The following is a 26,146-nucleotide window of genomic DNA, read 5'->3' on the forward strand; positions in this document are numbered from 1 at the left end:
GACCGCGACTAGGAGATGCAGCCCGCCTTGGAAATACAACCCGCCTTGGAGATGCAGCCGTCCTTGGTTCCGGATTCGGAGTTGGCGGCCACCCACTTGTCCCAGTTGGCGTCCTGCGCGAGGGTCTTGATCAGATCGTTCATTGGGAGCATCCTTCGATCGACGTAATCTGCCTGCCTTCTTAGGGTAAAGCACGAGTAAAGTCTGTCGATATGATCGGGGTCACATCGACGGGATGCTCAGCGTAATAAACCGACGTCAACGGCTCCCGTGTGCTAGCTGGCCGAACCCTCAGCAGGCTGCAACCGCAACGAGATGGAGTTGATGCAGTACCGCTTGTCGGTGGGGGTGTTGTAACCCTCGCCCTCGAAGACGTGCCCGAGGTGGCTGTGGCAGTTGGCGCACAGGACCTCTACTCGGTGCATGCCGAGGGTGTCGTCGGTTTTGAGGATCACCGCTTCGGACGCGGCCGGGTCGAAGAACGAGGGCCAGCCGCAGTGGGAGTCGAATTTCTCGGTGCTGCGGAACAATTCGGCTCCGCAGGCCCGGCATTCGTAGACGCCGTCGGTCTTGGTGTCGGTGTATTCGCCGACGAAGGGACGTTCGGTCGCGGCCTCGCGCAGCACCGCGTACTCCTCGGGGTTCAGCTTGAGGCGCCATTCCTGGGGCGTCAGCTGGATCCGCGGCGCGGGCAGGGACGTATCGGCTTCGGAACTCATCACTCCACGCTAATAGGTTTCGCCACGGTCGGCGCGGAACCGTTCGACGAACTGGGCGAATCGGCCGCGGCCGGGACCGGCTCGAGCCAGGTCGGGTCGATGCCGAACTCGAGCCGTCCCTCGCGCTTGGCGGCCAGGTACCGATCGCCGAGCACGCAGAAGATGACGACCAGCAGCAGCCCCCACCCGAAGGTGATGCGCAGGTACTCGACGTCGCGGCCGATGTGCTGCCAGCGATCGGAGAGCCACTTGTCGTAACTCATGAACCCGAACACCGCCAGCCAGGCCGGCCAGTTGCGCAGCACCGAATTGCGCAGCACCACCGTCATCAGGAACGGGAACAGCATCATCGAGTAGTACATCTGGCCCAGCGAGGGCAGCAGGAACATCGCGGTGAGCAGCACACCGGAGGAGGTGCAGACGAAGAACAGCTCGTCCTCGCGGTAATAGCGCCACAGCAACCACAGCGAGATGGCGACCAGCACGCCCATGCCCAGTCGCATGAACCAGACCAGCCACGGCGCCACCCCGTAGTACTCGCCGTTGCCGGCGATCGCGCTGTTGAAGTAGTCGCGCGTCTCGAACAGGTAGGGCGCGGTGTGGCTGAAGAACTTCTCCGGATCCTTCGACATCGGCCAGGCGATCGCGGTCAGCACGATCGGCACGCCGAGCGCGGTGATGAACACCTTCCACTGCCCGCGCACCAGCGCGATCAGCAGTAGCGGCGCCAGCGTCGGTTTCACCGCGATACTCAACCCGAGCGCCACACCCGCCCAGAGGTCTCGGCGCTTGAGCAGCAGATGCAGGAACAGCAGCTCGGCCAGCAGGATGCACCCGTTGACGTTGGTGAAGACCAGCGTGTTGGTGACCGTCTCCGACATGAACATGGCGAACAGCAGCACCGGCGCGACAACCGAATTCACGGTGAACCGGAACAGCCGCAGCAGCAGGTACCAGGCGAGGATGATCGCGGCCGCGTTCAGCAGGATGAACAGCCAGCGGGCTTTCTCGTAGTCGTGCACCCACGCCACCGGCGCGATGAGCAGCGTGCCGCTCGGGTAGTAGAGGTAGTGCGGGTCGACCGAGTCGAAGTTGGCCGTGTACACCGGTCGCCCGTTGAGGAAATCGAGCGAGGCCTGGTACACGGGCCGGAAGTCGTCGGTGATGAAACCATTGACAGCCTTGATGAAAACCCGGTTCAGCACAGTCATGACCGCGAAGGGCCAGAGTGCGAACTTGATCACCTCGGCGGTGGTGCGAGCAGTGCGGGGCTCGAGCTGTCGAAGTAACACTGGGGCACGGTACACCGGATCACGTTCTCGCGGTTGTGCGGACCTGTTCGACGCGCCGCTAGAGGCACTGTTCGGGCGTCCGGATCAGGCCGGGCAGACCGTCCCGTCGGCGGGCAGCTTCGCGTCCTTCAGATAGTCGACCAGAGCGCGTTGCGCACACGGCGAGTGCGTGGACACCGGATGACCCCAGCCCTGCCAGGTGAGTCCGGCATGCCGCGCCCCGGCCGTGCCGAGCGCCCCGGCGACCGAGGCCTGCCCGGCATTGCCGACCACCGGATCGGCGATCCCGCCGAGCACCAGCACCGGAATGCTGAGCTTGTCCGGCATCGGCGGCGCGGTGGACACCGGCCAGGCCGCGCATTCCATCAGCCCGATCGCCGTGTTCTTGCCGAACACCGGGTACTTCGCGCCCCAGGTGCCCATCAGTTCCTTGGCCTTGGTCGGCGTGGGCGGCTGCTGAGTGTCGGTGCAGCGGTTGACGAATTGACCGTCGCCGCCGGTCGCCGCGGACTCACGCTGGATCAGATTGCCGAGCGCGCCACGATCGCCACGTCCGGCCGCCGACAGCGCGTCGGCGAGTTCCTTGACCCGATTGGCTTGGTCGGCCCGCGGGCTGCCGAGGAACCCGGAGATCGCGGTGAGCAGCGCGTTGGCCGAGACATCGCCCAGCCCACCGGCGCCGGCGCGGGTCACCAGATCGGTGATCGCGGCGCGCGGATTTGGGCCGAGCGAACAGCTCACCCCGGTGCAGCGCTGGGCGAACGCGGTCAACGCCGCCTCCGCGCCCTCCAATTGCTGCTCGGCCCTGGTGATCGAGTCCGCGCCGACCGCCTCGGGGGAGTCGACGACGAGCCGGGCCAGATGATCGCCGTACTTGCGCGCGTAACTGAGCGCGACCTTCGCGCCGTTGCCGGACCCGAGCAGCGCGACGTGCTCGACCTGCCACTGCCTGCGCAGCTGCTCGATGTCGTCGGCGGCGTGCTGGGCGTCGAACGCGCCCTCGTAGGGCTGCAGGAAGTCGCGGCAGGCGATGGTGCCGTCCTGGCTGAACGTGGTCATCGCCTCGACCGGATCGGTTGCGCCGGGACCGAATTGGGCGTTGTCGGCCAGGCCCTTGCGCACCTCGGGCGGCAGGCAGTCGATCGGCTGCGAGCTGCCGATGCCGCGCCGGTCCACCGCGACGATCGGGCGCGCGGCCAGCAGCGCGCTCGCCGGTCCGGCGGCCAGCCCGGCGAGGGTGGCGGTGGAGGAGCGGTCGGTGCCGGAGGTGAGGATCATCGGCGCGGCGTCCGCGGGGGTCTGCGGCAGCCGGGCGCGCATCGCCGCGGCGCGGAAGTTGCCGAGCACGCCGCCGCTCGCGTCGATCGGGGTGGTGTACTCCGCGCAGTCGAGCACCAGGCCGGCGGGGGCCGGGCCGAGACCGAGCAGATCCAGCGTCGGCGTGGTGCAGTCCTTCCACGCCAGGTCCGTCTTCGGCAGTTCCGCGGTGGGCGGCGGGGCCGGAGCGACCGAGGTCGGGGCGACGCCGCCGACCCGTTGGCGCTCGACGGCGACGCCGGGACGGTCGGAGGGTCCCGCCCCGCATCCGGCGATCATGATCGAGAGTGTCGCGGCCAGCACGACGGCCCGAGTCCAGCGCATGCGCTACAGCCTGCCAGGTTCGGGCAGTTGTTTCATGCACGGGCCCATCGGGTCAGCATCGTGCCGTCGTCGTCGAGCAGGATATGCGCGCGGGACATGGGGCGGTGGAACTCGTGCGCGGACAGCGAAATTCGCCGGGCCGTGCCGCCGACCAGCAGGGGCGCGGTGGTCAGGCACAGCTCGTCGACCGCGTCGGCGGCCAGCAGCTCGCCGAACAGATGGGGGCCGCCCTCGCACAGCACGCGCAGCAATCCGCGTTCGCCGAGCACGCGCAGCAGGGCCTTCGGGGTCACCGCGACGTCGCCCGCCTCGATCACGTCCGCGCCGGCGTCGGTCAGTTGTTGCTTGCGGTCGGCAGGGGCGGTGGTCGTGGTGATGATCAACGGCGGGACCGTCGTGTCGGTGAGCAGCCGGGCGCCCAGATCGATCGCCGCGCTCGCGGTGACGACGGCGATCGGCGGCGCGGCGCCATCCGGGTGGCCGCCGATGCCGCGCTCGTGCAGCGCGCGCCGGTACGCCGGATCGGTCCGGGCGCCGCCGTAGTTCTCCGAACGGACCGTGCCCGCGCCGACCAGCACCACGTCGGCCAGTTCGCGCAGCATCAGGAAGACGGCTTTGTCGGCGGGCGTGCCGAGGCCCTCGGACTGCCCGTCGCTGGTTGCGCCGCCGTCGATGCTGGACACGAAATTCGCGCGGACGAACGGTTCGCGCAGTTCGGCCGGGTAGGCGTATAACTCGGCCAGATCGCCCGGTCTCAGGTCTGTGAGCTGGATCGCATTGTGGATACGCTGCATGAAGGTAGATCTCACCACGTCATTAGGCTTCGCACATGCAAGAACGCCTCGTCGACCGCCACCCTGAGGTTCCGGCCGACCAGCTCGTCGCCCAGATGGTGCCCCCGCCGATGTTCGACGAGGTCAGCTTCGGCTCCTACATTCCCGACCCCAAGGAGCCGAGCCAGGCCGCGGCGGTGAAGAAGGCCGAGGAGTTCACCGGCGAGGTCGCGAAGATCCATCAGGCGGTGAACAAGAAGAGCCTGTTCGGCAAGAAGAAGCAGGTGTCCGGGGCGGGGCTGTACCTCGACGGCGGGTTCGGCGTCGGCAAGACCCACCTGCTCGCCTCCATCTTCCACAGCGCACCCGCGCCCAAATCGTTCGGCACCTTCGGCGAGGTAACCAATCTCGTTGGCGCCCTTGGCTTCACCAGCGCGGTGGAGCGGCTGTCGGCGAACAGCGTGCTGTGCATCGACGAGTTCGAGCTCGACGATCCGGGCGACACCATGCTGGTCTCGCGGCTGCTGACCGAGCTGTCCGCGAAGGGCGTGTCGATCGCGGCGACCTCGAACACGCTGCCGGGTCAGTTGGGCGAAGGTCGGTTCGCCGCACAGGATTTCCTGCGCGAGATCAAGAAGCTCGGTTCGATCTTCGAGCCGGTGCGGGTCGACGGCCCGGACTACCGGCACCGCGACCTGCCGCCGGCGCCGGAGCCGACCTCCTCGGCCGTGCTGACCGAACGGGCCGCTGCCACACCGGGTTCCACGCTCGACGACTTCGACGAGCTGCTGAAGCATCTGAGCACCTTGCACCCGTCGAAGTTCGGCGCGCTGATCGCCGGGGTGTCGTCGGTGTTCATCGCGAACGTGCATCCGGTCACCGATCAGGCCGTGGCGTTGCGCGTGGTCGTGCTGGCCGACCGGCTCTACGACGCGAGCATTCCGGTCACCGTTTCCGGCGCCAAGCTGGATCAGATCTTCTCCCAGGAGATGCTCGACGGCGGGTACCGCAAGAAGTATCTGCGGGCGATCTCCCGCCTGCTCGCGCTGTCGCGCTTCGAGGTCCCCGCGTAAACCTCCCTGGTTTGTGGAATCGATGATTGGAGCACTCGCATGACCCGCTCGCTTCGCACCCCGATCGCGCTGGCCGCCGGGCTTGCCGTCGCCTTCGGTCCGGTGACCGGCGCCGCGCTGGCCGAACCGCCGGCCGCCTCGGCCGCCGCGTTCGACCGTTCGCTGAACCTGCAGGGCGTGCAGAATGCTCGTGACCTCGGCGGATACCGGACCGGCACGGGCAAGACGGTTCGCACCGGACTCGTCTACCGCACCGGTCAACTGAACAACGCGACCCCCGCCGACCTCGCCGAACTGACCGGCCGCCAAGTCCGCGTCGTCGACGACCTGCGCACGATCTACGAACGCGCACTCGGCCCGGACAAGGTGCCCGCCGGCGCGACCGCGAACTGGGACGACGTCATCGGCCAGGCCCCGCCCGAGGTCATGGCCACCACCCTCACCGGCGGCGACAGCCTCTACCGCGCGTTCATCACCGCCCCCGGCGCCGACCAAGCGTTCGCGTCGGTGCTGCACGACATCATCAATACCGATGGCGCGGTGCTGTTCCACTGCACCGCGGGCAAGGACCGCACCGGCTGGACCGCCGCCGTCCTGCTCACCCTGCTCGGCGTCGACCGTGACACGGTCAACCAGGACTACCTGCTGTCCAACCAGTACCGCAACGCCAACCCCAACGACCCGATCAACGGCGTCCAACAGCCCTGGCTCGACGCCGCCTTCGACCAGGCGAACCAGACCTACGGCAGCTTCGACAACTACGTCCGCGACGGCCTGAAGCTCACCGACGCCGACCTCGCCGCCCTGAAAACCAAGCTGCTCGCCTGACTCAGGCGCGCTGCTCCGCGTACCAGCGGTCGATCAGGGCGGGTAGTTCCTTGCCCATCCAGACGAAGAATTCGTGCATCTCGCGGACGCGGGCGGCCTGGGGACCGGCGGGGTCGTCGTAGAGGGCCAGGCCGCGGGAGGTCATGGCGGTGAGGTCGGCGTACATGCCGCTTTGCTGGCGGGTGAGTTCGGGCAGGATGCCGGGGCGGATGGAGTAGTAGTCCTTGCGGTCGCCCGGCTTGGAGATCTTGTCCACCCAGCGCATGGTGACGAGCGCCTTGAGCGCGCTGGAGATGGAGCCCTTGGAGGCTTGCAGCGCGTCGGCGATCTGGCCGAAGGTCTGTTCCGGCGGGTCGGCGACGAGCAGCCAGCCCGCGGCGCGGCCGGTCATCCGGACCAGGCCCATGCGCTCCAGGACCAGCGCGAAATCCTCCACGAAGGCCAGCTGTTCCGGGGTGGGGGCGATGTCGTCCGTGGAGCTCATGGACCGAGTATCCCTTCGGTAGTACGGATTTCGGTAAATCGACGGTCAGACCGCGAGGTCGCGGCGTTCGAATGCGCCCAGCGCGAGGACGAACGCCACGGCGGCGAGGACGATCAGGACGGCCAGGTGCAGACCGTTCCATCCGTTCACCAGCGGCGAACTACCGTTCGCGTAGTAGAACGGCGACAACTTGCGCAACCACGCGCCGCCGTCGAACATGCCGCCGAGATTGTTGGCCAGGTACCCTGCCACCGCCACCAGCGACGCGAGTCCCAGTGTCAGCGAACGCTTTCCGGTGATCGCGCCGAGCAGCAGGGTGATCGTGCCGACGGCGAGGACCAGCAGCCCGAGCCCGGTGCTCGCGGCCAGGATGTGCCCGGTGGGGACGTCCATCGTGCCCGCGCTCGCCCCGGCCAGCACGCTCAGCGTGAGCACGGCGGTGACCACCGCGGTCTGCACCGTGAGCGCCGCCCATCGCTGGGCCAGCAGGTTCATTCGGCTGATCGGCTGCGCCAGCAGCAGATCGAGCATGCCGTTCTCCTCCTGGGTCACCGACCGGGTCGCGAAGGTCACCGCGAAGATGAGCAGCAGCGACAGGCCCATCAGCGAGAAGATCGTAGAGTTGAGATAGCCTGCGGCGCTGGCGAAGTCGCTCAGGCCCATCGCCTCGTACATCCGGTTCTGCTTGATGTCGAGCGAGCCCTGCTCCTTGAGCGTCTGATAGGAAGGCAGATACATCAGCGGCACGATCGCCATGCCGATCGACCAGCCGATAAGCCCGCGCCGCTGTTCCTTCAGGGTCTGGGTGAAAACCGAGCGAGTCATATCGAGTTCTCCTGTGCGGATGAGTGATTCGAGGGTGGTCAGCGGCCGTACAGGCTGAAGAAGATCTGCTCGAGGTCCGGCTCGGTCGACAGCACGCTCACCAGCTGGTATTTGGCCGCGGTCTTGAACAGCTCGTCGACCTCGCCTTCGGTGGTGCAGCGCAACGTCTTTCCGTCCACGTGCAGATCCCGTACGCCGGGCAGCCGGGCGAAGTCGTCGGGGAACACGTCCGCGCCGAACACCAGCTCGACCGAGCGCGGCGAGCGGCGGCGCAGATCGTCCACGTTCTCCGTGCCGAGCAGCTGCCCGGCACGCATGATGACCGCGCGATCGGCAGTCTGCTGCACCTCGCTGAGCACGTGCGAGGACATGAACACGGTCTGCCCGTTGCCCTTCGCCTCGAGCACCAGATCCATGAACCGTTGCTGCAGAAGCGGATCCAGCCCGGAGGTCGGTTCGTCCAGGATCAGCAGGTCGGGCCGGTGCATGAACGCGGCGATGATGCCGACCTTCTGCTTGTTGCCCTTGGACATCGCGCCGACCTTGCGGGACAGGTCCAGATCGAGCAGCTCGGCGAGCTCGTTGATCCGCCCGGCCGGCACCGTGCCGCGCTGATCGGCGAGGAAGCGCAACAGATCTCGCGCGGTATTGCGCCCCTCGATCGCCAATTCGCCTGGCAGATAACCGATCCGCTGGCGTAGCTCCGCCCCGCCCGCGCGCGGATCGACACCGAGCACCTCGACGCGACCCGCGGTGGGACGGATCAGGTCGAGCAGAATGCGGATGGCAGTGGACTTGCCCGCGCCATTGGGGCCGAGGAAGCCGAACACCTCACCGGGCTGCACCTCTAGATCGAGGTCGGTGATGGCGACGTGCTTGCCGTAATGCTTGGTCAGTCCTTGGGTGCGGATCGCGGCGGTCATGACAGGCTCCTGAGTGCTGATTGTTCTGCAAGGAACGATATGTTCAGTAAATACTGAACACTCAGAACAAGTCAACTCGGAGCTGGGCACTACGATCCGGTCATGACGAAGTTCAAGACGTGGGACGGCCTGGAACTCAACTATCGGGTGTGGGAGGGCGCGGGCGTTCCCGTCGTGTTGCAGCACGGCGTGGTCGCGGATACCAACGCGAACTGGATGAGCACGGGTGTGGTCGGCGCCTTGCAGGCGGCCGGGCGCACCGTGGTGTCGCTGGACGCGCGTGGGCACGGACGTTCGGCCAAGCCGCACGACGCGGCGCAGTACTCGTGGGAGTTCATGGCCAAGGACGTACGCGCGCTGTACGACGAGCTCGGGTTCGATCGGGTTGTGCAGGTGGGGTATTCGATGGGCGCGATCATCTCGCTGCTGGTCGCCGCGGCGGACGAGCGGGTCGAGCGATTGGCCATCGGCGGAGTGGGTTCCGGGGTGCTGGACTGCGGCGGCGTCGATCGCCGGGTCGTCGAGCTGACCGATCTGCAGACCGCGATGGGTGACGACAACGAGGGCGCGCCGCCGACCGCGATGATGTTCCGGATCCTCGCGGACGCCGTGCACGCGGACCGGCAGGCGATTCAGGCGGTCGCGACCGGTCTCGATTCCCGGCCGATCAGCGGTCTGTCCGAGGTCACGGTGCCGACGCTGGTGCTGGCCGGTGACAACGATCCGTTCGCCGCCGAACCCGAACGCCTCGCCGACGCGCTGCCGAACGGAACGCTGCACGTGGTGCCCGGCGACCACCTGATGGCCGTGATCGCGCCGAGTTTCCACAGCGGGCTGGTCGATTTCGTCAAATAGACAATCGCATCAGATAGTCATCGTGCCGTTGGTTACCGACAGTGTTGGTCTTGGTGCCGACCGTGCTGAACCCGTGTTTGCGGTAGAACCGCACAGCCCGCGCGTTCTCCTGGTTGACACCGAGCCACACCCCAGCAAACTTGCCCTCGCGGGCGCGCTCCAGGCAGGCGTACATCAGCGCGGTCGACACTCCGGTGCCGTGATGCCCCGGCACCACATACATCTTGTTGATCTCCACCACCGGCCGCAGCCCCACCGCCGTGGCGACCGCCGGATCCGCCGGGTCGCCCTCGATGAGCATGGCGTAGCCGACGATCTCGTCGCCCGCAACGGCTTTGAGCACGGTCACGGCCGGATCGCTCAGGTACTCGCCGAACCGTTCGCCGGATAACGCCTCGGTGATGAAGATGTCGATATCGTCGGCGGTCGCCTCCGGTGGGCAGGCGAGCGGAAAGGTCGCCGCCGCAACGTCACTGAGTTCTTCGGCGTCCCACAGACCGGCCCGGTCGACGGTGACTGGGATGTTGCTCATGAATCCAGTAGAGCATGATCACCGGGAGAGGTGGGATGTTTGTCCGCATCCGGCCGGGTGTGGAACACCCGCGCCAGCCCGATCAACGCCGCCGCGAACACCAGCGGGATGACGAAGCCGATCCGATGGCCGAAGCCCGCCGCGACCGCGCCGACCACCCCGCCGCCGACCAAGGTGCCCGCGTAGTTGAACAGATTCAGGCGCGCGATGAGCGCGTCCAGCCCGCGTCCGCTGGTCAGGTTTCCGGCCTCGCTGAAGCACAGCGGCGCGATCACCGGCATGCCGACGCCGGCGATCAGGAAGCCGACGATCGCCACGATCGGCCCGGGCGCGGCGATCACGATCGCCAGCCCGACCACCCCGATCGCGGCCGCCGTCCGCACCACGCGTCGCGGCCCGAATCGGCGCACGAACAGATCGCCGGTGAGCCGCGCGACGAGTGACGTTCCCTGATAAGCGGCCAGCGCCAGCGCCGCGGTCGCCGAACTGGCCAGCAGATCGTCGGTCAGATACAGCGCAGACCAGTTGCCGACGGCCAGGTCGATCGCGAACACCAACGCCATCGCGATGCCGAACACCAGATACGCACGGAAAGCGACCGGCGGCGGTTCGACAACGTCCTCGGCCGGACCTGCCTCGGCCTCCTGGGTTCCCAGCAGCCGCGGCCCGAGCAGCAACCCGACAACGAGCACGATTCCCGCCGCCCCGAGCAACGACTCGCGCAGCGTCACCTCCAGCGCCTCGCACCCCGACACGAACAGCGCGCCGATGATCGACCCCGCACTCCACGCCGCATAGAACGACGACAGCACGAACTTCCCGTACCCGTGCTGAATGAACACCGCCTGCATATTGGTGCTCGCGTCGACGATGCCGACCGCGATCCCATAGCAACTGAGCCCGATCATCAGCACCGCCGTGTTCGGCGCGAACGCCACCGCGGTCCCGGTGATCGCGATCAGCAACAGCCCGATCCGCACCGTCACCCGGCTCGACCAGCGCAACGCCAACCGCTCCGCGGCCACACTCCCGCCGCCGGCCAGCAGCGACACCAGCACCACCGACCCGACGATCAACTCGTCGGACAGCCCGAACTTGTCCTTCTGCTGCGGCAACTGGGTCAACACCACGGCGAAGAAGAACCCCTGCAACCCGAACGCGAACGAGTTCGCGATCCGGGCGCCCCGCAGGACAGGCGCGATCGAACTCATCTGCGCAGGGTAGCGGGGTACAAGAGGTCGCGCGCGCCGAATCGAACGGGCGCACACCACGCGCTACGCCGCACACCTTCTGATTTCCCGCACACGGAATTGCATGCGAATCCATGTGCGGGAAATCAGAAGGTGTGCGGCGATCGGCGATCGCGATCGGGCGGACGGCGGTGGCTACATTCGCCGTCCGCGAATAGGGGCACGTGTCACCATCGAACAGCCGCAACGACATTCGCGAAACGGGGAGGCCGGCGTAGATGAAACAGCTACCAGCGGAGTTCTTTCATACGCCGTATGCCTTCTATCAGCAGCTGCGTGCGGACGGTCCGGTGCACCAGATCCGCCTGCCCAACGGCGTGCGCGCCTGGCTGGTCGTGGACTACGACGCCGTCAAGGCGGTGCTGCGGCACAGCGACATCCGCAAGGACCCGAGCACCGAGACCGGGGCGAAAGCCAGGCAGAGCGCCGCGGGCGACAGCGGGGTCACCGCGGCCAACCAGCGATTGAGCCACCACCTGCTCAACGCCGACCCGCCGCGGCACTCGCGCCTGCGCAAACTGGTCACTCCGGCGTTCGCGCCGGCCAGGATGGAGGCGCTCGCGTCCCGGGTGACGGCCATCGCGGACGAACTGCTCGACCGGATCGCGGCCGCCGACCCGGCCGAACCGGTGGATCTGCTGGAGGAGTACGCCTTTCCGCTGCCCATCACGGTGATCTGTGAGCTGATCGGCGTGCCGGTCGAGGACCGCGCGCAGTTCCGCGAGTGGTCCGCCGCCGTGGTCGACGTCTCGATGTCGGAGCCGCAGGCCATGCGGGCCGCGACCGATGCCCTCGTCGATTACTTCGACCGGCTGGTGGAACTGCGCCGGGAACGCGGTCTCGGCGACGACCTCATCTCGCACCTGCTGACCGCGACCGAGGACGGCGATCGGCTCAGTCACGACGAACTGATCTCGATGGTGTTCCTGATCCTGGTCGCCGGGCACGAGACCACGGTCAACCTGATCGGCAACACCGTGCTCACCCTGCTGACCGACCCGCCGCGCTACCACGCGCTGCGCGAGGACCCCGACACCGTCGCGCCGCTGGTCGAAGAGGTGCTGCGGCACAACGGCCCGGTGAACGTCGCGACGCTGCGCTACACCAACGCCCCGATCACCCTCGGCGGCACCGAAATCCCCGCGGGCGAACTGGTCCTGGTCGCGCTCGCCTCGGCCAATCGTGACGAACGTCATTTCACCGATCCGGCGACCTTCGATCCGGACCGCCCGGCCAACCACATCGCCTTCGGTCACGGCATCCACTACTGCCTCGGCGCCGGCCTGGCCCGGCTGGAGGCCCGCATCGCCCTGACCCGCCTCGTCGCGCGCTTCCCCGACCTGCGCCTGGCCGTCGACGCGGACGAACTGCGCTGGCGGGGGAGCATCCTGATCCGCGGACTGCTCGATCTGCCGGTCGATCCGGCTGCCGGGCCGGCGCATTCGACCGGCGCCCAGGTGCGCCCGGCCGGCGTCCAGGTGCTGAATCGAATCGCCGATTAGAGCAACCGACTTTGCTGTGGCCCGTAAGCGACGTAATCTCCTGCGCATGACGAGCGGAAACCGCATCGCGATCGTTGGTGCGGGTATCGCAGGTCTTGCCTGCGCGAAAGTGCTGATCCAGAAGGGTTTTCCGGTCGAGATCTTCGACCGTGCGCCCGATGTCGGTGGCGTGTGGAGTGCGACCCGCAGGTACCCGGGGCTGCGAACCCAGAATTCCAAGAACACCTATCACTTCTCCGACTTCCCGATGCCCTCGGATTACCCGAAGGTGCTCGACGGCGAACAGATGCAGGCGTATCTGGCCGCCTACGCCGACCACTTCGGCCTGCGCGACCACCTGCGGCTCAACACCGAGGTGGTTGCCGCGGACCCGGTGGACAGCGGCTGGCTGCTGGAGATTCGTGATCAGGGCGGTATACATCGCACGTCCTGTGATCACCTGGTCATCGCGAACGGGGTGTTCAGCGAGCCCGCGATCCCGGACTTCCGCGGCATCGAACTGTTCCGTGCCGCGGGCGGCCAGATGGGGCACGTGTCGGAGTTCCTGGATGTCGAGGCGGTGCGCGGCAAGTCCGTCGTCGTCGTCGGTTACGGCAAGTCCGCCTGTGACATCGCCGAGGCGGTGAGCGACGTCGCGGGTTCGACCACCGTGGTGGCGCGCCGCCTGCTGTGGAAGATGCCGCGCAAGATGGCCAAGGTCATCGACTACGAGCGCCTGATGCTGACCCGCTTCGGCGAGGCGCACTTCCACCACAGGGAACCGGGCCGGATGGACCGCTTCCTCGACGGTCCCGGAAGTTCGTTCCGGATCAGCAATCTCGACCTGATCCAGGAACTCGCCACCAAGCACATGAACCTGCGCGAACTCGGCTTGGTGCCGGAGGGCCGGTTCGAGCAGATCGCCGAGAGCACGGTCAGCCTCGCCACTGAGAACTTCTACGAGCAGGTCGCCAACGGCCGGATCGTGGTGCAGCGCGACACCGCCATCACCGAAATGCGCGGCGGTGGCGGCGAGATGCCCGCGGTGCAGCTGGCCAACGGCCACGTCATCCCGGCCGACATCGTCGTCTGCGCCACCGGTTTCCAGCAGCGGGTGCCGTTCCTGACCCCGTACGTGCAGCGCAGGCTCACCGACGAGCACGGCAACTTCCGCCTGCACCGGCAGATCCTGCCGCTCGACGTGCCGAATCTGACCTTCGCCGGCTACAACTCGTCGGTGATCAGCACGCTCAACGCCGAGGTCGGCGCGCACTGGACCGCCGCGCTGCTGGCCGGTCAGATCGATCTGCCGCCGCGCGACGAGGCGACCGAGCAGATCGACGTCCGGCTGCGCTGGACCGAGGAGCGCACCCGTGGCCACCACGCGCACGGCACGGTGATCACGCCCTTCTCCATCCGCAACATCGACGACATGCTGGCCGACCTGAAGTTCCGGCTGCCGCTGCACACGCGGATCGCTCAGTGGTTCCGGACCGTTCGCCCGGAGTCCTACCGCGGGCTCACCACCAAGCACGAGTCCACCAACCCCGCGCCGCCGGCGCACCCGGTGATCGAGCATGCCGACGTCGCCGCGCCCGGCCCGAGCCTCGGCGCACCCCGACCGCCGGACCTCGGCGTGCCGCCGTCGCACGACCTGAGCACCGGCATGCCTGGCGATCTGCTGCACGGTTCGCAAGGCAAATAAGCGAATTCGAGTCGCCGGGGTAGACGCCGCCCACAGCGTCGAGACGCGCCGAGGGATTATCACCAGCGAAATGCTGGCAAACTCCGCTTCCGCTGGCGATAATCCAGAGGTGGAGGCGTTGGACATGAATCTGCTGGTGGCATTGGACGCGCTACTGGAGACGAACAGCGTCACCCGGGCAGCCGAACGGCTGCACACCTCCGCGCCGGCCATGAGCCGCACGCTGGCCAAACTGCGCGAGGCGCTGGACGACCCGCTGCTGGTGCGGGCCGGCCGCAACCTGGTGCCGACGCCGCGCGCGCTGGAATTGCGGTACGAGGTCGGCACTCTGGTGGAGCAGGGCCGCGCGCTGCTGACGCCGCGCGGCGCGATCGATCCCGGTGCGCTGAAGCGGAACTTCGCGGTGCAGGCGGGGGACATGGTGCTCACCGAGCTGGCCGGGCCGCTGCTGGCCGCCGTGCGCGCCGAGGCGCCCGGAGTGACGCTGCGCTTCCTGCCCGACACGCTCGAGGGCACAGCGGCGCTGCGCGACGGACGCGTCGACATCGAGATCGGCGTCCTCGATCACGGCGATCCGGAGACGACCGTGCGGCGCGTGCTCGGCGATCGGATGATCGGCATCGCCGCGGCCGATCATCCACTGGTCACCGAGCGGGTGACGGTCGCAAGGTTCGCGGCCGCCGCGCATCTGAGCATTTCGCGCAATGGTCACGCGCGCGGGCCGATCGACGACCGCCTCGCCCTGCACGGCCGCACCCGCCGGGTGGTCGCCACGGTGCCGAACCTGACCACCGCGCTGTTCGCCGTACACGGCAGCGACCTGATCTGTCCCGCGCCCGCGCTGTTGAGCAGGTCCGCCCTGCCCGCACTGGGGTTGTGCGCGTTCGAGATTCCGCTGCCGCTGCCCGAGGTCGCGATCGGCCTGGCCTGGCACCCGCGCAACACCGCCGACAGCGGGCATCGCTGGCTGCGCGAGCTGATCGCGACGATCCTGAGCCGCTCGACGGACCCCGCTTGAGCCGCTGGACGCGTCGTCGCGCAGCATTTCGGGTCGGCAGGTACCCCGATATCGAGAACCTGATCAGTCGGAAGACATGAGCGGGGCCACCCGATCGACACATCTGCACACCTTCTGACGCGCCGCACGCCTTTTGATTTCCCGCACCGAGATTTGCATGCAAATCTCGGTGCGGGAAATCAAAAAGCGTGCGGCTGCGTGCCTGCTCGCGCATCGCCGACGTGCGAGCCGATCAGCGGACCCTACTTCGGCGGGCTGGAGAGCCGGTAGTCGCGCGGCGTCTCGGTGCTGCGCTCGGGTGCGTAGGTGGTCGAGTTCAGATCTGTCGCAGGCGGTCCGAAGACGTCGGAGCGACCGAGCGGGGCCGCCGCGGTCTTCTTCAGCTCGTCCAGCATCGCCTGCAGCTTGTCGACGTGGGAGTTGTCGACCGGGATCAGGTCCTCGTCGGCGCGGTGCGCGCCGGTCAGCGAGGAGCCGTTGGTCTCCGGTTTCGCGCCGTTCGTGCCGCGGCTGTAGTCGGCGCTGTCCGGTGCCGAGGGAATCATGCTCTCGTACGAATTCTCGTGCGGGCTGGTGAAGTTCTGGTATGAGGAGCCGGCCGGTTCGCGCGGCGCGGTGAAGCTCGACTGCCGGACCGGTAGCGGTTCCCGGGGCGTCGGCGCGGTGAAGTTCGCCGACTGGGCCGGGCTCGGTTCGCGCGGGGTCGGGGCGGTGAAGTTCGGCGCGGGCGCCGGGGTGGGCTCGTACGGCACAGGTTCGCGCGGGGTACTGAAGCTGCGCTGCGGCACCGAGTTCGCCTCGTGCGCGGCGGAATCCCGGGCCGGCGCGGTATCGCGCGGGGTGGAGTCGTAGCGCCGGGAGACGCTCTCCCTGGTCGCCGCGGCGTTCTCCCTGGCCGTCGAGGTGGTGTCGCGGGCGGGCTGGACCAGATCGTGCGAGCTGCCGATGCTCTCCCGGGCGGTGGGAGTGGTCGTGGCGGAGGCGGATTCGCGCTGCACGACCTGCTCGGCGGGTACGGAGTTGACGGAGTTGCGGCGGGACGCGGCGCGCGGCAGCGGACGCTCGGCGGTCTCCGGCGCGGCGTGCGACGCCGCGGCAGGCGACGGCGCACCGCCGGATTCGACCTGCTCCAGTCGCCCGTCGATGCCCGAAATGTCCTGCCCGGCACGGAAAGCCCACGCCTCGAGCTTGGCCAGTCGCGCCTCGATGCTGTGGTCAGCGGGAACAATGCTGACGGCGCTGACGGTGTCCACACCGTCGACCCGGGCCGCCACGGCGTCCAGTTTGTCGCTGACCTCACGGAGAACCGCCGCGATGCTCGACAGCATCGCGCCGATCGACTCGCCGGTCTCTTGACCGTGCTCCATCCAGTACCCACTTCCCCGTATCGGCCCAGCTCGCACCGGGCCGGACGATTCTATCCGCCCAGTTGGAAATACGCGGCCTACGAAAACCGGCTACGTACCGGCCTCCCTTGGATCTGATCGAAGCAGCGTAGGCGGGCCGTTTCGTACCGATGCAGGCGAGGTCGGCACGATCCGGTTTGTCCGGAACAGATCTGCTTACGAATTGGCACCCCAGCGAGGCGCATCCCGTCGTAGCCTAAACGTTATCGCGCTCCGGTGACGCCCCGAGGAGCGTGCGACGGCGCACATGGGCGCGTTGCACGGCGGCGTCGCAGGATGGCGGCTACTGTCAATCCGCCGACATATGCGTGTCGTTGTGGCCGCCTACTGCGGCGAATTTCCTTGTGGCACAGCCCACACCAGGTGTTGGACCGGAAATCTGCCGGTGTGGCGCACCCGGGCGCGGGGTAAAGAGGACTGGCGAGGAGCGCGAGTCTGACGCACTCTTGATCTATGGCGTAGGTCGCCAGGCCTGCGGTGGTTTGGGCAGGGGAGTGGTCGCGTGAGAACGAAGCAGCGGGCGGAGATCGCCTGCGGTCGCCAGGCGATGCTCGCCGAGTTGGGTATAGCGGACGGCGCGGGCAGGGCCCGCAGGCGCACCGGCGGATACGGCTGTAAGTGTCCGGAATGCGACGCGGCGCAATGGGATATGCGGCGGTTGAAGTATTGGGTGTGCGGCCGGCTGCTGGCGAACGGCGCGGACGTGGCCGAGGTGGATCGACGGGTGGATGGGCTGCCGGTCGACATCTATTGGCGCAAGGGTGAGCGCGAGTTCGTCATCGAGGTGCGCAGCGGCGCGCTGGAACGTCCGCTCGCGCAGGAACATACGGATCGGCTGCGCAAGGCCGGCATCGAGGACGTGCTGTGGCTGTGCCCGCCCGGCTACTGGGTCGATCATCTGCACGCGCTCGGCGTCGCCGATTTCGCCCCGCCCGCATGCGATTACCAGACGGTGACCGGTGTGCTGGACACCGAGCACAGCGCGGTGGCCTCGCCGCGCAGGCGCCCGCTGGAGCTGCGTGACTTCCTCGCCGGCTGGGTCACCGGCGACATCGTCTGGGGATATCGTGATGTGACGACAGGAGGTTGGGCCGCCGTGGCCGACTGGGAGCACCACACGAAAACGCAGGCGATGATCATCGCCCGGCAGCGTCAGGAGCTGGTCAACCAGCGCACGACGCTGGCCCTGTCCCGGAAATCCGTGCGGGACAAGCAGAAACACCTGATGAAGCTGACCGCCCGGCTGGAACGCGCCGAGCAGGAGGCGCAGGAGCGGGCCGATTCACTCGCGCAGGCGCGCCGCAAGATCGATGACCACAGCCGGGTCGACACCTCGCTGCGCAACACGATCAAGCATCTGCAACAGACCATCAATCACTGGCAGCTGGTGACCTGCTGCGCGATGATGCTGATCGTCACGTTCCTCGCGGGCGCGATGGTGGTGCGCTGAGCCGGAACGGGCCACGGTCCCAACGCCATTCGTTGCGCAGCACCAGGGCGATGAAGTCGAGCAGCTCGAGGCCGGTGTCGTCGCGGACCTGACGGATCGCCGACCACGGCGCCGGTCCGTGCTCGACCAGCTCGGTCAGTTTCGCTGCACTGGTCGCATCGACCTTGCGGGCGAGCAGATCGGGGAGGCCGATGAGGCTGCCGGTCCAGACGAGCCAGCCCCAGTTCTTGCCGTGCGCGTAGGCACGGCCCGCGGCGGCCTTGGCTCGATTGACGTGGAAGGCAACGTGTCCGAGCGGCTGGACATCGATCAGCACGACCCGGCCGTCGGTGAGCCGGGCGGCGATGCTCGGGTAGGCGAGCTGTTCGGTGCCGTCCAGGTCGTAGCCGACGGCGGCCGGTTGTTCCTGGAACGAGTCGACCAGGTCGCTCGCGTTGAGGATCCACAGCAGGCGGGCTTCCAGGCCGGAGTCGAACGGGACGTCGCGGCCGACCTTGTCGAGGTAGAAGTGCCCGCGGCCGTCGTCGTCGCTGTCGACCGTGCGGGCGGAGGTCAGGGGTAGCGCGTCCGGGGTTCCGGATCCGGGCCAATCCACTTGTCCCAGCCATGGATTCAGCTGACTCGTCGCCCGCGGTTCGGCGTCGCGCAGCTTGGCCAGCCGCCGGTTCGTCTTCTTCTGCCAGGCCGCGATCCGTTGCGTGACGAAGCCCGCGACGCGTTTCGCGTCCTCGGCGGCGTGGCCGGCCAGCCGTAACTTCAAGTACGACAACTCGTTTGCCGCGATGTCGGTGTCGGTGGCATAGGTCTCGACCAGCAACGTCCGGACCAGTTGCTGGTCGCGCGCGCCGATCGGATAGCGCTCGGCGAACGCACTCGCCGCCCGATGCCCGCTCAGCTGGGCATTGCGAATCAGCTGGCTCACGGCCTTGGTGTGCAGCTGCCGGATCCGGTCGCGGGACAGGTCGTAGCGCGCGCCGATCTTGGCCAGCGTCTCCGGTTGCTCGCCGGTGACGCCGAGCCGATAGGACAGGATCTCCCCGTCCTTGGCCTTGCGATCGGCCTGCAACGCGATCAGTTCGGCCAGTAACTCGTTGACTTCCTCGAGCCCGAACGAAATATCGTCCTGTAGATCGAGTAGCTCGGGGTCCGTCCCGTCCGCCGCGGCGGGTGCCTCGACCTCCCGGCTAACCGTCACGCTGCGACCCCCTGGCTCGGTTTCCTGTGCGGCTCAGCCTAATGCCGACCACCGACATTTCCGCCGCACCGACCGGGTCCAGGGGGCCGCTCGTGTCAGACGCCCAGTTGCTCGGCAGCCAGCGCGGTGCCCTCGAGCCGCGCCTTGATCTTGGCGAAGGCCGTCTCCCGCGAGGTCGAGGTGTCGTCGGCGAAGGGGGAGAACCCGCAGTCATCGCAGGTGCCCAGGCGGTCGACGGGCAGGTGCCTGGCCGCAGCCAGCACCCGGTCGCGCACCTCTTCCGGCGTCTCGACGCGCGGATCGATCGGGTCGATGACGCCGACGAAGATGCGCGCGTCCGCGGGCAGATACTCGGCGATGACCGCGAGCACCTTCTCCGGGTCCGGCTCGCTGGCCAGCTGGACGTAGAAGTTGCCCGCCTTCAGCTGCAACATCTTCGGCAGCAGCCCGGTGTAGTCGACATCGAGGCTGTGCGTGGAGTCCTGATCGCCGCCGGGGCAGGTGTGCACCCCGATCTTCGCCCGCTCTTCGGCCGAGAACCGTTCGAGCACCAGGTTGTTCAGCTCGATGAACTGGTCGAGCACGCCGCCGCTCGGATCGAGCTTCAGCGACAGCCTGCCCTCGGTGAAGTCGAGCTGCACGCTCTGCGCGCCGGCGTCGAGGCAGCTGCGGATGTCGGCCTCGGCCTCGTTGATCAGGTCGGTGAGGAAGGCCTCCCGCGGATAGCCGTCGATGGGCTCGCTCGGGTACAGCAGGCTCATCGCCGACGGCGCGATCACCGCCTGCTTCACCGGCACGTTCGCCAGCGCCTGCGCCGCCTTCAGGTAGTCGACAGCGTGCGCTTGATACCGGAACGGCCCGCCGGTCAGCACCGGTAACTGCCGCTGATGCCCGTCGGCGAACGGGATCACCGCACCGGCCGGCGCGAGCTGGCTCGACCCGGCGATCGGATACGTGACAAAACTGGGTTTGCTCTGCTCGCCGTCAGTGACGACCGGCGACCCGGTGTCCTCTAACCGGCGAATGGTGTCACTGACAGCCCGTTGCTGCACCTCGGCGAACGCGGCGTCATCGATCTCGCCTGCACCGTGGGCCGCCATCGCGGCTTGCAACTCTTGGGGACGTGGGATGCTACCGATCAGCTCTGTGGGGATGGTCACACAGGCGAGTGTAAGTGAATAATTCCATGCGCAAATATCAAATCGGCTGCGCCGGTGCGATATTCACGTGATTACCGCTTTTTCCGGGTTTGTTCAGGCTTTGGCGGGGACCGGCTCCCCGGCCTCGCTGCGGGCCGCGGCGATCAGCGAGTCGAGCAGGCCGGGGAACCGGGCGTCGAGGTCTTCGCGGCGCAGCGATTGCAGCGTCTCGCGGCCGGAGACCCGCTGCCAGATGATTCCGGCGTCGCGCAGCACGCGGTAGTGGTGGGTCAGGTTCGACTTGGGCACGCCGTCCACGATCGAGCCGCAGGTGTGCTCGCACCCGTCGGCCAGGACGCGAACAATGCACAGCCGCAGCGGATTTCCGACCGCGGAGAGCACGTTCGCCAGCTGGATCTGCGCCCGCTCGGGATGTGCCGTCATCACAGCGACCAGGATAGCGCGACTGTTGACAAACAGTCGAACTGTACGTAAGTCTTTGAACAGTTCAACTGTCATGAAAGGTCGCCCCAAATGCGCGCTAGCAGTTCCCGATTCGACGACAAGATCGCCCTCATCACCGGCGGCACCAGCGGGATGGGGTTGGCGACCGCGCGCCGCCTGCTCGACGAGGGTGGCCGGGTGGTCATCACGGGACGGGACAAGGCTCGGCTCGACGCCGCGGTCGAGGAGCTGGGCGGCGGGGACCGGGTGCTCGCGGTGGCCGGGGACGCCGCGAATCTCGCCGATCTCGATGCGTTGACCGCGGCGATCGGGGAGCGGTTCGGCCGGCTGGATGTGGTGTTCGCCAATGCGGGCGTCGGGGCGTTTCAGCAGCTCACCGACGTGACCGAGGAAGAGTTCTACCGGGTGATCGACATCAACTTCAAGGCGGCGTTCTTCACCATTCAGAAGACGTTGCCGTTGTTGGCCGAGCACGGGGCGATCGTGATCAATGCGTCGTTCGCGCTGCACCGGGGGAGTCCGGGTGCGGCGCTCTACTCGGCGAGCAAGGCGGCCGTGCAGAATCTGGCGCGCACGTTGGCGGCTGAGCTGGCGCCCAAGCGGATTCGAGTGAACTCGGTGAGTCCGGGCTACACGGCGACGCCGGCGTTCGAGGCGGAAGCTTCGGCAGAGATCCAGGCCGCGGCGGTTGCCACCGTGGCCGCGGGGCGGATCGGTACGTCGGAGGAGGTCGCTGCCGCGGTGGCGTTCCTTGCCTCGGATGAGGGTGCGTACATCAACGGGCAAGACCTGCTCATCGATGGAGGGCTGGTCTCTGCCACTCCGGCGGCCATGATCTAGGTCCATCGTCGGGTGCCTGCACCCCCTGTTGTCGATCTGCGTGATCGTCGGCAGGGGGTGTTCGGCATTTCGGGGCTGATGGGTTGTCGGCCCTGTCGCAACCTCCGTGGGCTTGTAGTTGACGTGTCATGTCGTGCTGGTCTTCGTTAGATCAGCTGATTTCCTTCGCTTGGTGCCTAGCGCGCCCCTGAGGCGTCTGGTAGTGGAGTTCTAATAGGGGGGATCGAATTGATGGTTTCTGGTACGTCTGTGGAGACTCTAGCCGCTCGGAATGGACATCGAAGAACCGCTTGTGGCTATGATGGAAATGTAACTAGCGGCGAATCCTTCGGCGCGTAGCGCGCAGCACGCGCGAGGACCCGTACTTCTCGGCAACACCACCCCTGGGCCCTTCTGTGTGTATGCCGCTACGTCGAAGATCAGTAAGCGGGGAGGTCTTCCGACCAGTGGCAACCAGAAAATCCACCTCGCCCGGTTCGAGGAAGCAGACGACCGAACAGGTCTACGACGCCGGGTCGGTCACGGTCCTCGAGGGGCTGGACGCGGTCCGTAAGCGCCCGAGCATGTACATCGGCTCCACCAATGAGCGCGGCCTGCACCATCTCGTCCGGGAGATCGTGGACAACTCCGTCGACGAGGCGATGGCCGGCTATGCCACCCGGATCGGCGTCACGCTGCTGGCCGACGGCGGTGTCGAGGTGGCCGACGACGGCCGCGGTATCCCGGTCGAGATGCACGAGACCGGGATACCGACCGTCGAAGTCGTGATGACCCAGCTGCATGCCGGCGGCAAGTTCGATTCCGAGACCTACGCGGTGGCCGGCGGGCTGCACGGCGTCGGGTTGTCCGTGGTGAACGCCCTGTCGACCCGGATCGAGCTGGAGATCGACCGCGACGGCTACCACTGGACCCAGAACTACCTGCGGGCCAAGCCCGAGGAACTGGTGCGCGGTGCGCCGACGAAGCGAACCGGCAACACCACGCGGTTCTGGCCGGACCCGGACATCTTCGAGACGACCACGTTCAACCTCGACACCGTCGCGCGGCGCATGCAGGAGATGGCGTTCCTGAACAAGGGCCTGACCATCGTCCTGACCGATGAGCGGGTCGAGGCGCCGGACACTGCCGAAGACCGGACATACACCTATCACTACCCGGGTGGGCTGGAAGACTTTGTGCGCCACATCAATCGGACCAAGCAGCCGATCCACAACTCGATCGTCTCGTTCACCGGCGCGGGCCCCGGCCACGACCTCGAGGTCGCCATGCAGTGGAACTCGGGTTATTCCGAGTCGGTGCACAGCTTCGCCAACACCATCAACACCCACGACGGCGGCACCCACGAGGAGGGCTTCCGTGCGGCGCTGACCTCGGTGGTCAACAAATACGCCAAGGACAAGAAGCTGCTGAAGGAGAAGGACAGCAACCTCACCGGCGACGACATCCGCGAGGGCCTCACCGCCATCGTGAGCGTGCGCCTCGCCGAACCGCAGTTCGAAGCCCAGACCAAAATCAAACTCGGCAACACGGAGGTCCGCTCATTCGTCCAGCGAACCTGCAACGAGCACCTTGCCCACTGGTTCGAAGCCAATCCCGCCGACGCCAAAACCATTGTCACCAAGGCGGTCTCGTCCGCCCAGGCGCGCACCGCCGCCCGCAAGGCCCGCGAACTCGTCCGCCGCAAGGGCGCCAACGACCTCGGCGGACTACCCGGCAAGCTCGCCGACTGCCGATCCAAAGACCCGCGCAAGTCCGAGATCTACATCGTCGAGGGCGATTCCGCCGGCGGCTCCGCCAAATCCGGCCGCGACTCCATGTATCAGGCGATCCTGCCGCTGCGCGGAAAAATCATCAACGTCGAAAAGGCGCGCATAGACCGGGTTTTGAAGAACGCCGAAGTCCAAGCGATCATCACCGCCTTCGGCACCGGCATCCACGACGAGTTCGACCTCGCCAAGCTCCGCTATCACAAGATCGTCCTGATGGCCGACGCCGACGTCGACGGCCAGCACATCGCCACCCTGCTCCTCACCCTGCTGTTCCGGTTCATGCGCCCCCTCATCGAGAACGGCCACGTCTACCTGGCCCAGCCACCCCTCTACAAACTCAAATGGCAGCGCAGCGACCCTGACTTCGCCTACTCCGACCGCCAGCGCGACACCCTCCTCGCCGAGGGCCTGGCCGCCGGCCAGAAAATCAACCGCGACGACGGCGTCCAACGCTACAAAGGCCTAGGCGAAATGAACCCCAAAGAACTCTGGGAAACCACCATGGACCCCTCCGTCCGCGTCCTCCGCCGAGTAACCCTCGAAGACGCCGCCGCAGCCGACGAACTCTTCAGCATCCTCATGGGCGAAGACGTAGAAGCCCGCCGCACCTTCATCACCCACAACGCCAAGGACGTCCGCTTCCTCGACGTCTAGCCCGTCACCCACAACAAAACGGATCATCACAGGGCCGCCCGACTTCACTCCCATACGCCCCCAGTTGCTCGACGGGCCCCAAAACCTCCTGGGCCATACCGGATTCCAAAACCGGCGCCGACCCATCCAACGGCCGCCCCCACGCCGCCGGCACATCATCGATATCGAACCGAACCACCCCATCGACAAACAACGTCCACAACGCATGATCCGGAAAACAGTTCATCCGCAACACCCACCACCGCCCCTCCACCAACGCAGCCACCGGAAACCGCGAGTCCCCAGTCGCCCGCCACCGCGGCCGAGCCTCCAACTCATGTGTCCCCATCCCCCCAGTCTGCGCGATTTCGCGCCGCCTCCGCGACCCGAAATCACCAGCCAGCGCAGCAATTTCCGCCGTTGCGCCGACCATAGATCTGAAAACGATAGTCAGGCACCGCAATTCCCGGGGCTGATATTGGCGCTGCGTCAGACCGGGGGAGTGAATCCTGCCGGCCACACTGTGGAGTTCGAGGTGATCACGTCGGTCAAGTCGGCGCCAGTCAGTCCCGCGCCGGTAAGATTCGCGCCGACGAGATTCGCGTGGGTCATGGTCGCGCCGGTTAGGTCGGTGTTGGTCAGGTCCGCGTGGGTCATGGTCGCGCCGGTCAAGTCTGCGTCGGCCAGGTTTGTTCCGGTCATGTCCACGCTCGTCAGGTCTGTATTGGCGAGGTTTGTGCCGCTCATGTCCGAGCCGGTCAGTCGTGCGTGGCTCAATATCGCGCGGGTCAGTTTTGCGTCGCTCAGGTTCGACTCGGACAGATTTGCGTTGTGCAAGGTGGCATCGGTCAGATTCGCGAAGTGAAGGTCGGCGCCGGTCATGTCTACGCCGGTCAGTCGCGCGCCGGCCAAATCCGCATAGATCATGTTCGCGCCGGTCATGTTCGCGAAGGCCAGATCTTCGCTGTTCAGGTTGACGAACGACAGATTCGCACCGGTCAGACACGCGCGGGTCAGGCTCACGCCGGCGAGTTTGGTATTGGACAGATTCGCGTTCGTCAGGTCGGCGCCGGTCAGGTTGGTTCCGGAAAGGTCGATCCGGAGATCGCAATTGGGCAGTGATGCTTGCTTCAGGGTGAAGACGCCGGTAGCCCACGACTTGGGATCCTCCGGTCGGCGTCGCCGACGTTCGGTGATGATGCCGACGATGGTTTGTCGTATCTCACGCTCTGGCAGATCGGCCGCTGACGACGCGTCAGGAAAGGGAACCCGCAGATACCACTGCAGAAGGTTGATGCAGACCTGGCGCTCCTCATCCTGTCCGAACGCGTGCCAGTCGTCTGCGAGCGCGGTCAACGCATAGACGCCTGCTTGCCGGATCGCCGCCGAATCGTGTGCTATCTGCGCGGTCACCGCCGTATACCGATCGCGCAACGTGGACTCGCGCGCACGGCGAGTGTCCGCATCGTGTCGTTCACGTTCACGTTCCATGTCCGCCTGGTGATGGAGTTCGGACTGCTCCCGGCTTCGTTGTCCGTTCGTGTATGCCAGGATCCCGGCAGAGAGCGCCCCAGCACCGGCCAAAAACGTGGCCACCGGCTGGGTAAGTCCAGCTGAAAGGTTCAGTAGAACCGCAGCACCGAACCCGACCGATCCACCGATCGCAGCACCCGCACCAAGCCACACCGTCCGGCTGCGCCTCGGGAAGGGGCGAAGTTTCCGAATACGGATACTCCATCCCGACATGCCGTTTGCTGGAATCCCCCTGGCGGCCACGCAAATACATTACCGGCGTCACGTCCGTCGGCTCGCGGAATCATCCGCGTCCGGCCAATCGGGAAGGTCATCAT

General features: G+C 67.0%; 24 protein-coding genes. 9 read left to right on the forward strand and 15 right to left on the reverse strand.

Going from position 1 to position 26,146, the window contains the following annotated elements; all coding sequences use genetic code 11:
- Nucleotides 1–8 precede the first annotated feature (8 nt).
- The 5 genes from F3087_RS47205 to F3087_RS32775 form a co-directional block, all read right to left on the reverse strand.
- Entirely contained in the window at nt 9–143 is a 135-nt protein-coding gene (locus tag F3087_RS47205; protein WP_263407250.1) for a hypothetical protein, read from the reverse strand.
- A gap of 132 nt (nt 144–275) precedes the next feature.
- Nucleotides 276–719 carry a peptide-methionine (R)-S-oxide reductase MsrB gene (msrB, locus tag F3087_RS32760; protein WP_150405964.1) on the reverse strand — a complete coding sequence of 148 codons (444 nt, stop codon included), beginning with the start codon at nt 717–719 and terminating at the stop codon, nt 276–278.
- The gene (locus F3087_RS32765; protein ID WP_223885515.1) at nt 719–2,011 is read right to left on the reverse strand and encodes a glycosyltransferase family 87 protein; all 1,293 of its coding nucleotides are present in this window, start codon (nt 2,009–2,011) and stop codon (nt 719–721) included. Before F3087_RS32765 ends, msrB begins: the two co-directional genes overlap by 1 nt.
- 84 nt (nt 2,012–2,095) lie before the next feature.
- Nucleotides 2,096–3,652: an alpha/beta hydrolase gene (locus tag F3087_RS32770; protein ID WP_150405966.1), complete on the reverse strand. Its 1,557-nt coding sequence runs from the start codon at nt 3,650–3,652 to the stop codon at nt 2,096–2,098.
- A gap of 32 nt (nt 3,653–3,684) precedes the next feature.
- Nucleotides 3,685–4,446 carry a pyrimidine reductase family protein gene (locus F3087_RS32775; RefSeq protein ID WP_150406057.1) on the reverse strand — a complete coding sequence of 254 codons (762 nt, stop codon included), beginning with the start codon at nt 4,444–4,446 and terminating at the stop codon, nt 3,685–3,687.
- 35 nt (nt 4,447–4,481) lie between these two features.
- Here F3087_RS32775 and zapE point away from each other — a divergent pair, with 35 nt between their 5' ends.
- Together zapE and F3087_RS32785 are read left to right on the forward strand one after the other, a co-directional pair.
- Nucleotides 4,482–5,498, forward strand: coding sequence for a cell division protein ZapE (gene zapE / locus F3087_RS32780; RefSeq protein WP_150405967.1), 1,017 nt, complete (start codon nt 4,482–4,484; stop codon nt 5,496–5,498).
- 39 nt (nt 5,499–5,537) lie between these two features.
- Complete coding sequence (locus F3087_RS32785) at nt 5,538–6,326, forward strand: tyrosine-protein phosphatase (RefSeq protein ID WP_150405968.1); 789 nt, start codon at nt 5,538–5,540, stop codon at nt 6,324–6,326.
- Between the two features lies 1 nt (nt 6,327).
- Here F3087_RS32785 and F3087_RS32790 read toward each other — a convergent pair whose 3' ends face one another.
- From F3087_RS32790 to F3087_RS32800, 3 genes are read right to left on the reverse strand one after another with little or no spacing between them, the layout of a single operon-like run.
- The gene (locus F3087_RS32790; protein ID WP_150405969.1) at nt 6,328–6,810 is read right to left on the reverse strand and encodes a GbsR/MarR family transcriptional regulator; all 483 of its coding nucleotides are present in this window, start codon (nt 6,808–6,810) and stop codon (nt 6,328–6,330) included.
- A 45-nt stretch (nt 6,811–6,855) separates the two neighbouring features.
- The gene (locus F3087_RS32795; protein ID WP_150405970.1) at nt 6,856–7,635 is read right to left on the reverse strand and encodes an ABC transporter permease subunit; all 780 of its coding nucleotides are present in this window, start codon (nt 7,633–7,635) and stop codon (nt 6,856–6,858) included.
- 38 nt (nt 7,636–7,673) lie between these two features.
- Nucleotides 7,674–8,558 (reverse strand): ABC transporter ATP-binding protein, encoded by an 885-nt coding sequence (locus F3087_RS32800; protein WP_150405971.1) that lies wholly within the window; start codon nt 8,556–8,558, stop codon nt 7,674–7,676.
- 102 nt (nt 8,559–8,660) lie between these two features.
- Between F3087_RS32800 and F3087_RS32805 the strand changes: the two genes are divergently transcribed.
- The gene (locus F3087_RS32805; RefSeq protein ID WP_150405972.1) at nt 8,661–9,413 is read left to right on the forward strand and encodes an alpha/beta fold hydrolase; all 753 of its coding nucleotides are present in this window, start codon (nt 8,661–8,663) and stop codon (nt 9,411–9,413) included.
- On the opposite strand, the gene F3087_RS32810 is transcribed toward F3087_RS32805, so the two are convergent.
- Together F3087_RS32810 and F3087_RS32815 are read right to left on the reverse strand one after the other, a co-directional pair.
- On the reverse strand, nt 9,406–9,945 hold the full coding sequence (locus F3087_RS32810; protein ID WP_191094250.1) for a GNAT family N-acetyltransferase: 540 nt from the start codon (nt 9,943–9,945) through the stop codon (nt 9,406–9,408). The genes F3087_RS32805 and F3087_RS32810 overlap by 8 nt on opposite strands.
- On the reverse strand, nt 9,942–11,156 hold the full coding sequence (locus F3087_RS32815) for an MFS transporter (protein WP_150405973.1): 1,215 nt from the start codon (nt 11,154–11,156) through the stop codon (nt 9,942–9,944). The genes F3087_RS32810 and F3087_RS32815 overlap by 4 nt, the downstream gene beginning before the upstream one ends.
- A gap of 257 nt (nt 11,157–11,413) precedes the next feature.
- Between F3087_RS32815 and F3087_RS32820 the strand changes: the two genes are divergently transcribed.
- The 3 genes from F3087_RS32820 (at nt 11,414) to F3087_RS32830 (ending at nt 15,399) form a co-directional block, all read left to right on the forward strand.
- The gene (locus tag F3087_RS32820; protein WP_150405974.1) at nt 11,414–12,697 is read left to right on the forward strand and encodes a cytochrome P450 family protein; all 1,284 of its coding nucleotides are present in this window, start codon (nt 11,414–11,416) and stop codon (nt 12,695–12,697) included.
- A 46-nt stretch (nt 12,698–12,743) separates the two neighbouring features.
- Nucleotides 12,744–14,381: a flavin-containing monooxygenase gene (locus F3087_RS32825; RefSeq protein ID WP_150405975.1), complete on the forward strand. Its 1,638-nt coding sequence runs from the start codon at nt 12,744–12,746 to the stop codon at nt 14,379–14,381.
- 118 nt (nt 14,382–14,499) lie between these two features.
- A complete protein-coding gene (locus tag F3087_RS32830) occupies nt 14,500–15,399 on the forward strand; it encodes a LysR family transcriptional regulator (protein WP_223885532.1) in 900 nt (299 codons plus the stop codon).
- Nucleotides 15,400–15,641: 242 nt separating this feature from the next.
- On the opposite strand, the gene F3087_RS32835 is transcribed toward F3087_RS32830, so the two are convergent.
- Nucleotides 15,642–16,766 carry a hypothetical protein gene (locus F3087_RS32835; protein ID WP_150405977.1) on the reverse strand — a complete coding sequence of 375 codons (1,125 nt, stop codon included), beginning with the start codon at nt 16,764–16,766 and terminating at the stop codon, nt 15,642–15,644.
- Nucleotides 16,767–17,307: 541 nt separating this feature from the next.
- Here F3087_RS32835 and F3087_RS32840 point away from each other — a divergent pair.
- The gene (locus F3087_RS32840) at nt 17,308–18,255 is read left to right on the forward strand and encodes a hypothetical protein (protein WP_223885516.1); all 948 of its coding nucleotides are present in this window, start codon (nt 17,308–17,310) and stop codon (nt 18,253–18,255) included.
- Here F3087_RS32840 and F3087_RS32845 read toward each other — a convergent pair.
- The 3 genes from F3087_RS32845 to F3087_RS32855 form a co-directional block, all read right to left on the reverse strand.
- Entirely contained in the window at nt 18,221–19,450 is a 1,230-nt protein-coding gene (locus F3087_RS32845) for a sigma factor-like helix-turn-helix DNA-binding protein (protein ID WP_150405978.1), read from the reverse strand. The genes F3087_RS32840 and F3087_RS32845 overlap by 35 nt on opposite strands.
- Nucleotides 19,451–19,545: 95 nt before the next feature.
- Nucleotides 19,546–20,610 carry a cobalamin-independent methionine synthase II family protein gene (locus F3087_RS32850; RefSeq protein ID WP_150405979.1) on the reverse strand — a complete coding sequence of 355 codons (1,065 nt, stop codon included), beginning with the start codon at nt 20,608–20,610 and terminating at the stop codon, nt 19,546–19,548.
- A 93-nt stretch (nt 20,611–20,703) separates the two neighbouring features.
- Nucleotides 20,704–21,033 carry an ArsR/SmtB family transcription factor gene (locus F3087_RS32855; RefSeq protein ID WP_223885517.1) on the reverse strand — a complete coding sequence of 110 codons (330 nt, stop codon included), beginning with the start codon at nt 21,031–21,033 and terminating at the stop codon, nt 20,704–20,706.
- A 90-nt stretch (nt 21,034–21,123) separates the two neighbouring features.
- Between F3087_RS32855 and F3087_RS32860 the strand changes: the two genes are divergently transcribed.
- Together F3087_RS32860 and gyrB are read left to right on the forward strand one after the other, a co-directional pair.
- Entirely contained in the window at nt 21,124–21,894 is a 771-nt protein-coding gene (locus tag F3087_RS32860; protein WP_150405981.1) for a glucose 1-dehydrogenase, read from the forward strand.
- A gap of 446 nt (nt 21,895–22,340) precedes the next feature.
- Nucleotides 22,341–24,317: a DNA topoisomerase (ATP-hydrolyzing) subunit B gene (gene gyrB / locus F3087_RS32865; protein WP_396897596.1), complete on the forward strand. Its 1,977-nt coding sequence runs from the start codon at nt 22,341–22,343 to the stop codon at nt 24,315–24,317.
- 468 nt (nt 24,318–24,785) lie between these two features.
- On the opposite strand, the gene F3087_RS32870 is transcribed toward gyrB, so the two are convergent.
- Nucleotides 24,786–26,072: a pentapeptide repeat-containing protein gene (locus F3087_RS32870; RefSeq protein WP_150405983.1), complete on the reverse strand. Its 1,287-nt coding sequence runs from the start codon at nt 26,070–26,072 to the stop codon at nt 24,786–24,788.
- Between the last annotated feature and the right edge of the window lie 74 nt (nt 26,073–26,146).

The organism is Nocardia colli (assembly GCF_008704205.1).
GTDB classification, from domain to species: domain Bacteria; phylum Actinomycetota; class Actinomycetes; order Mycobacteriales; family Mycobacteriaceae; genus Nocardia; species Nocardia colli.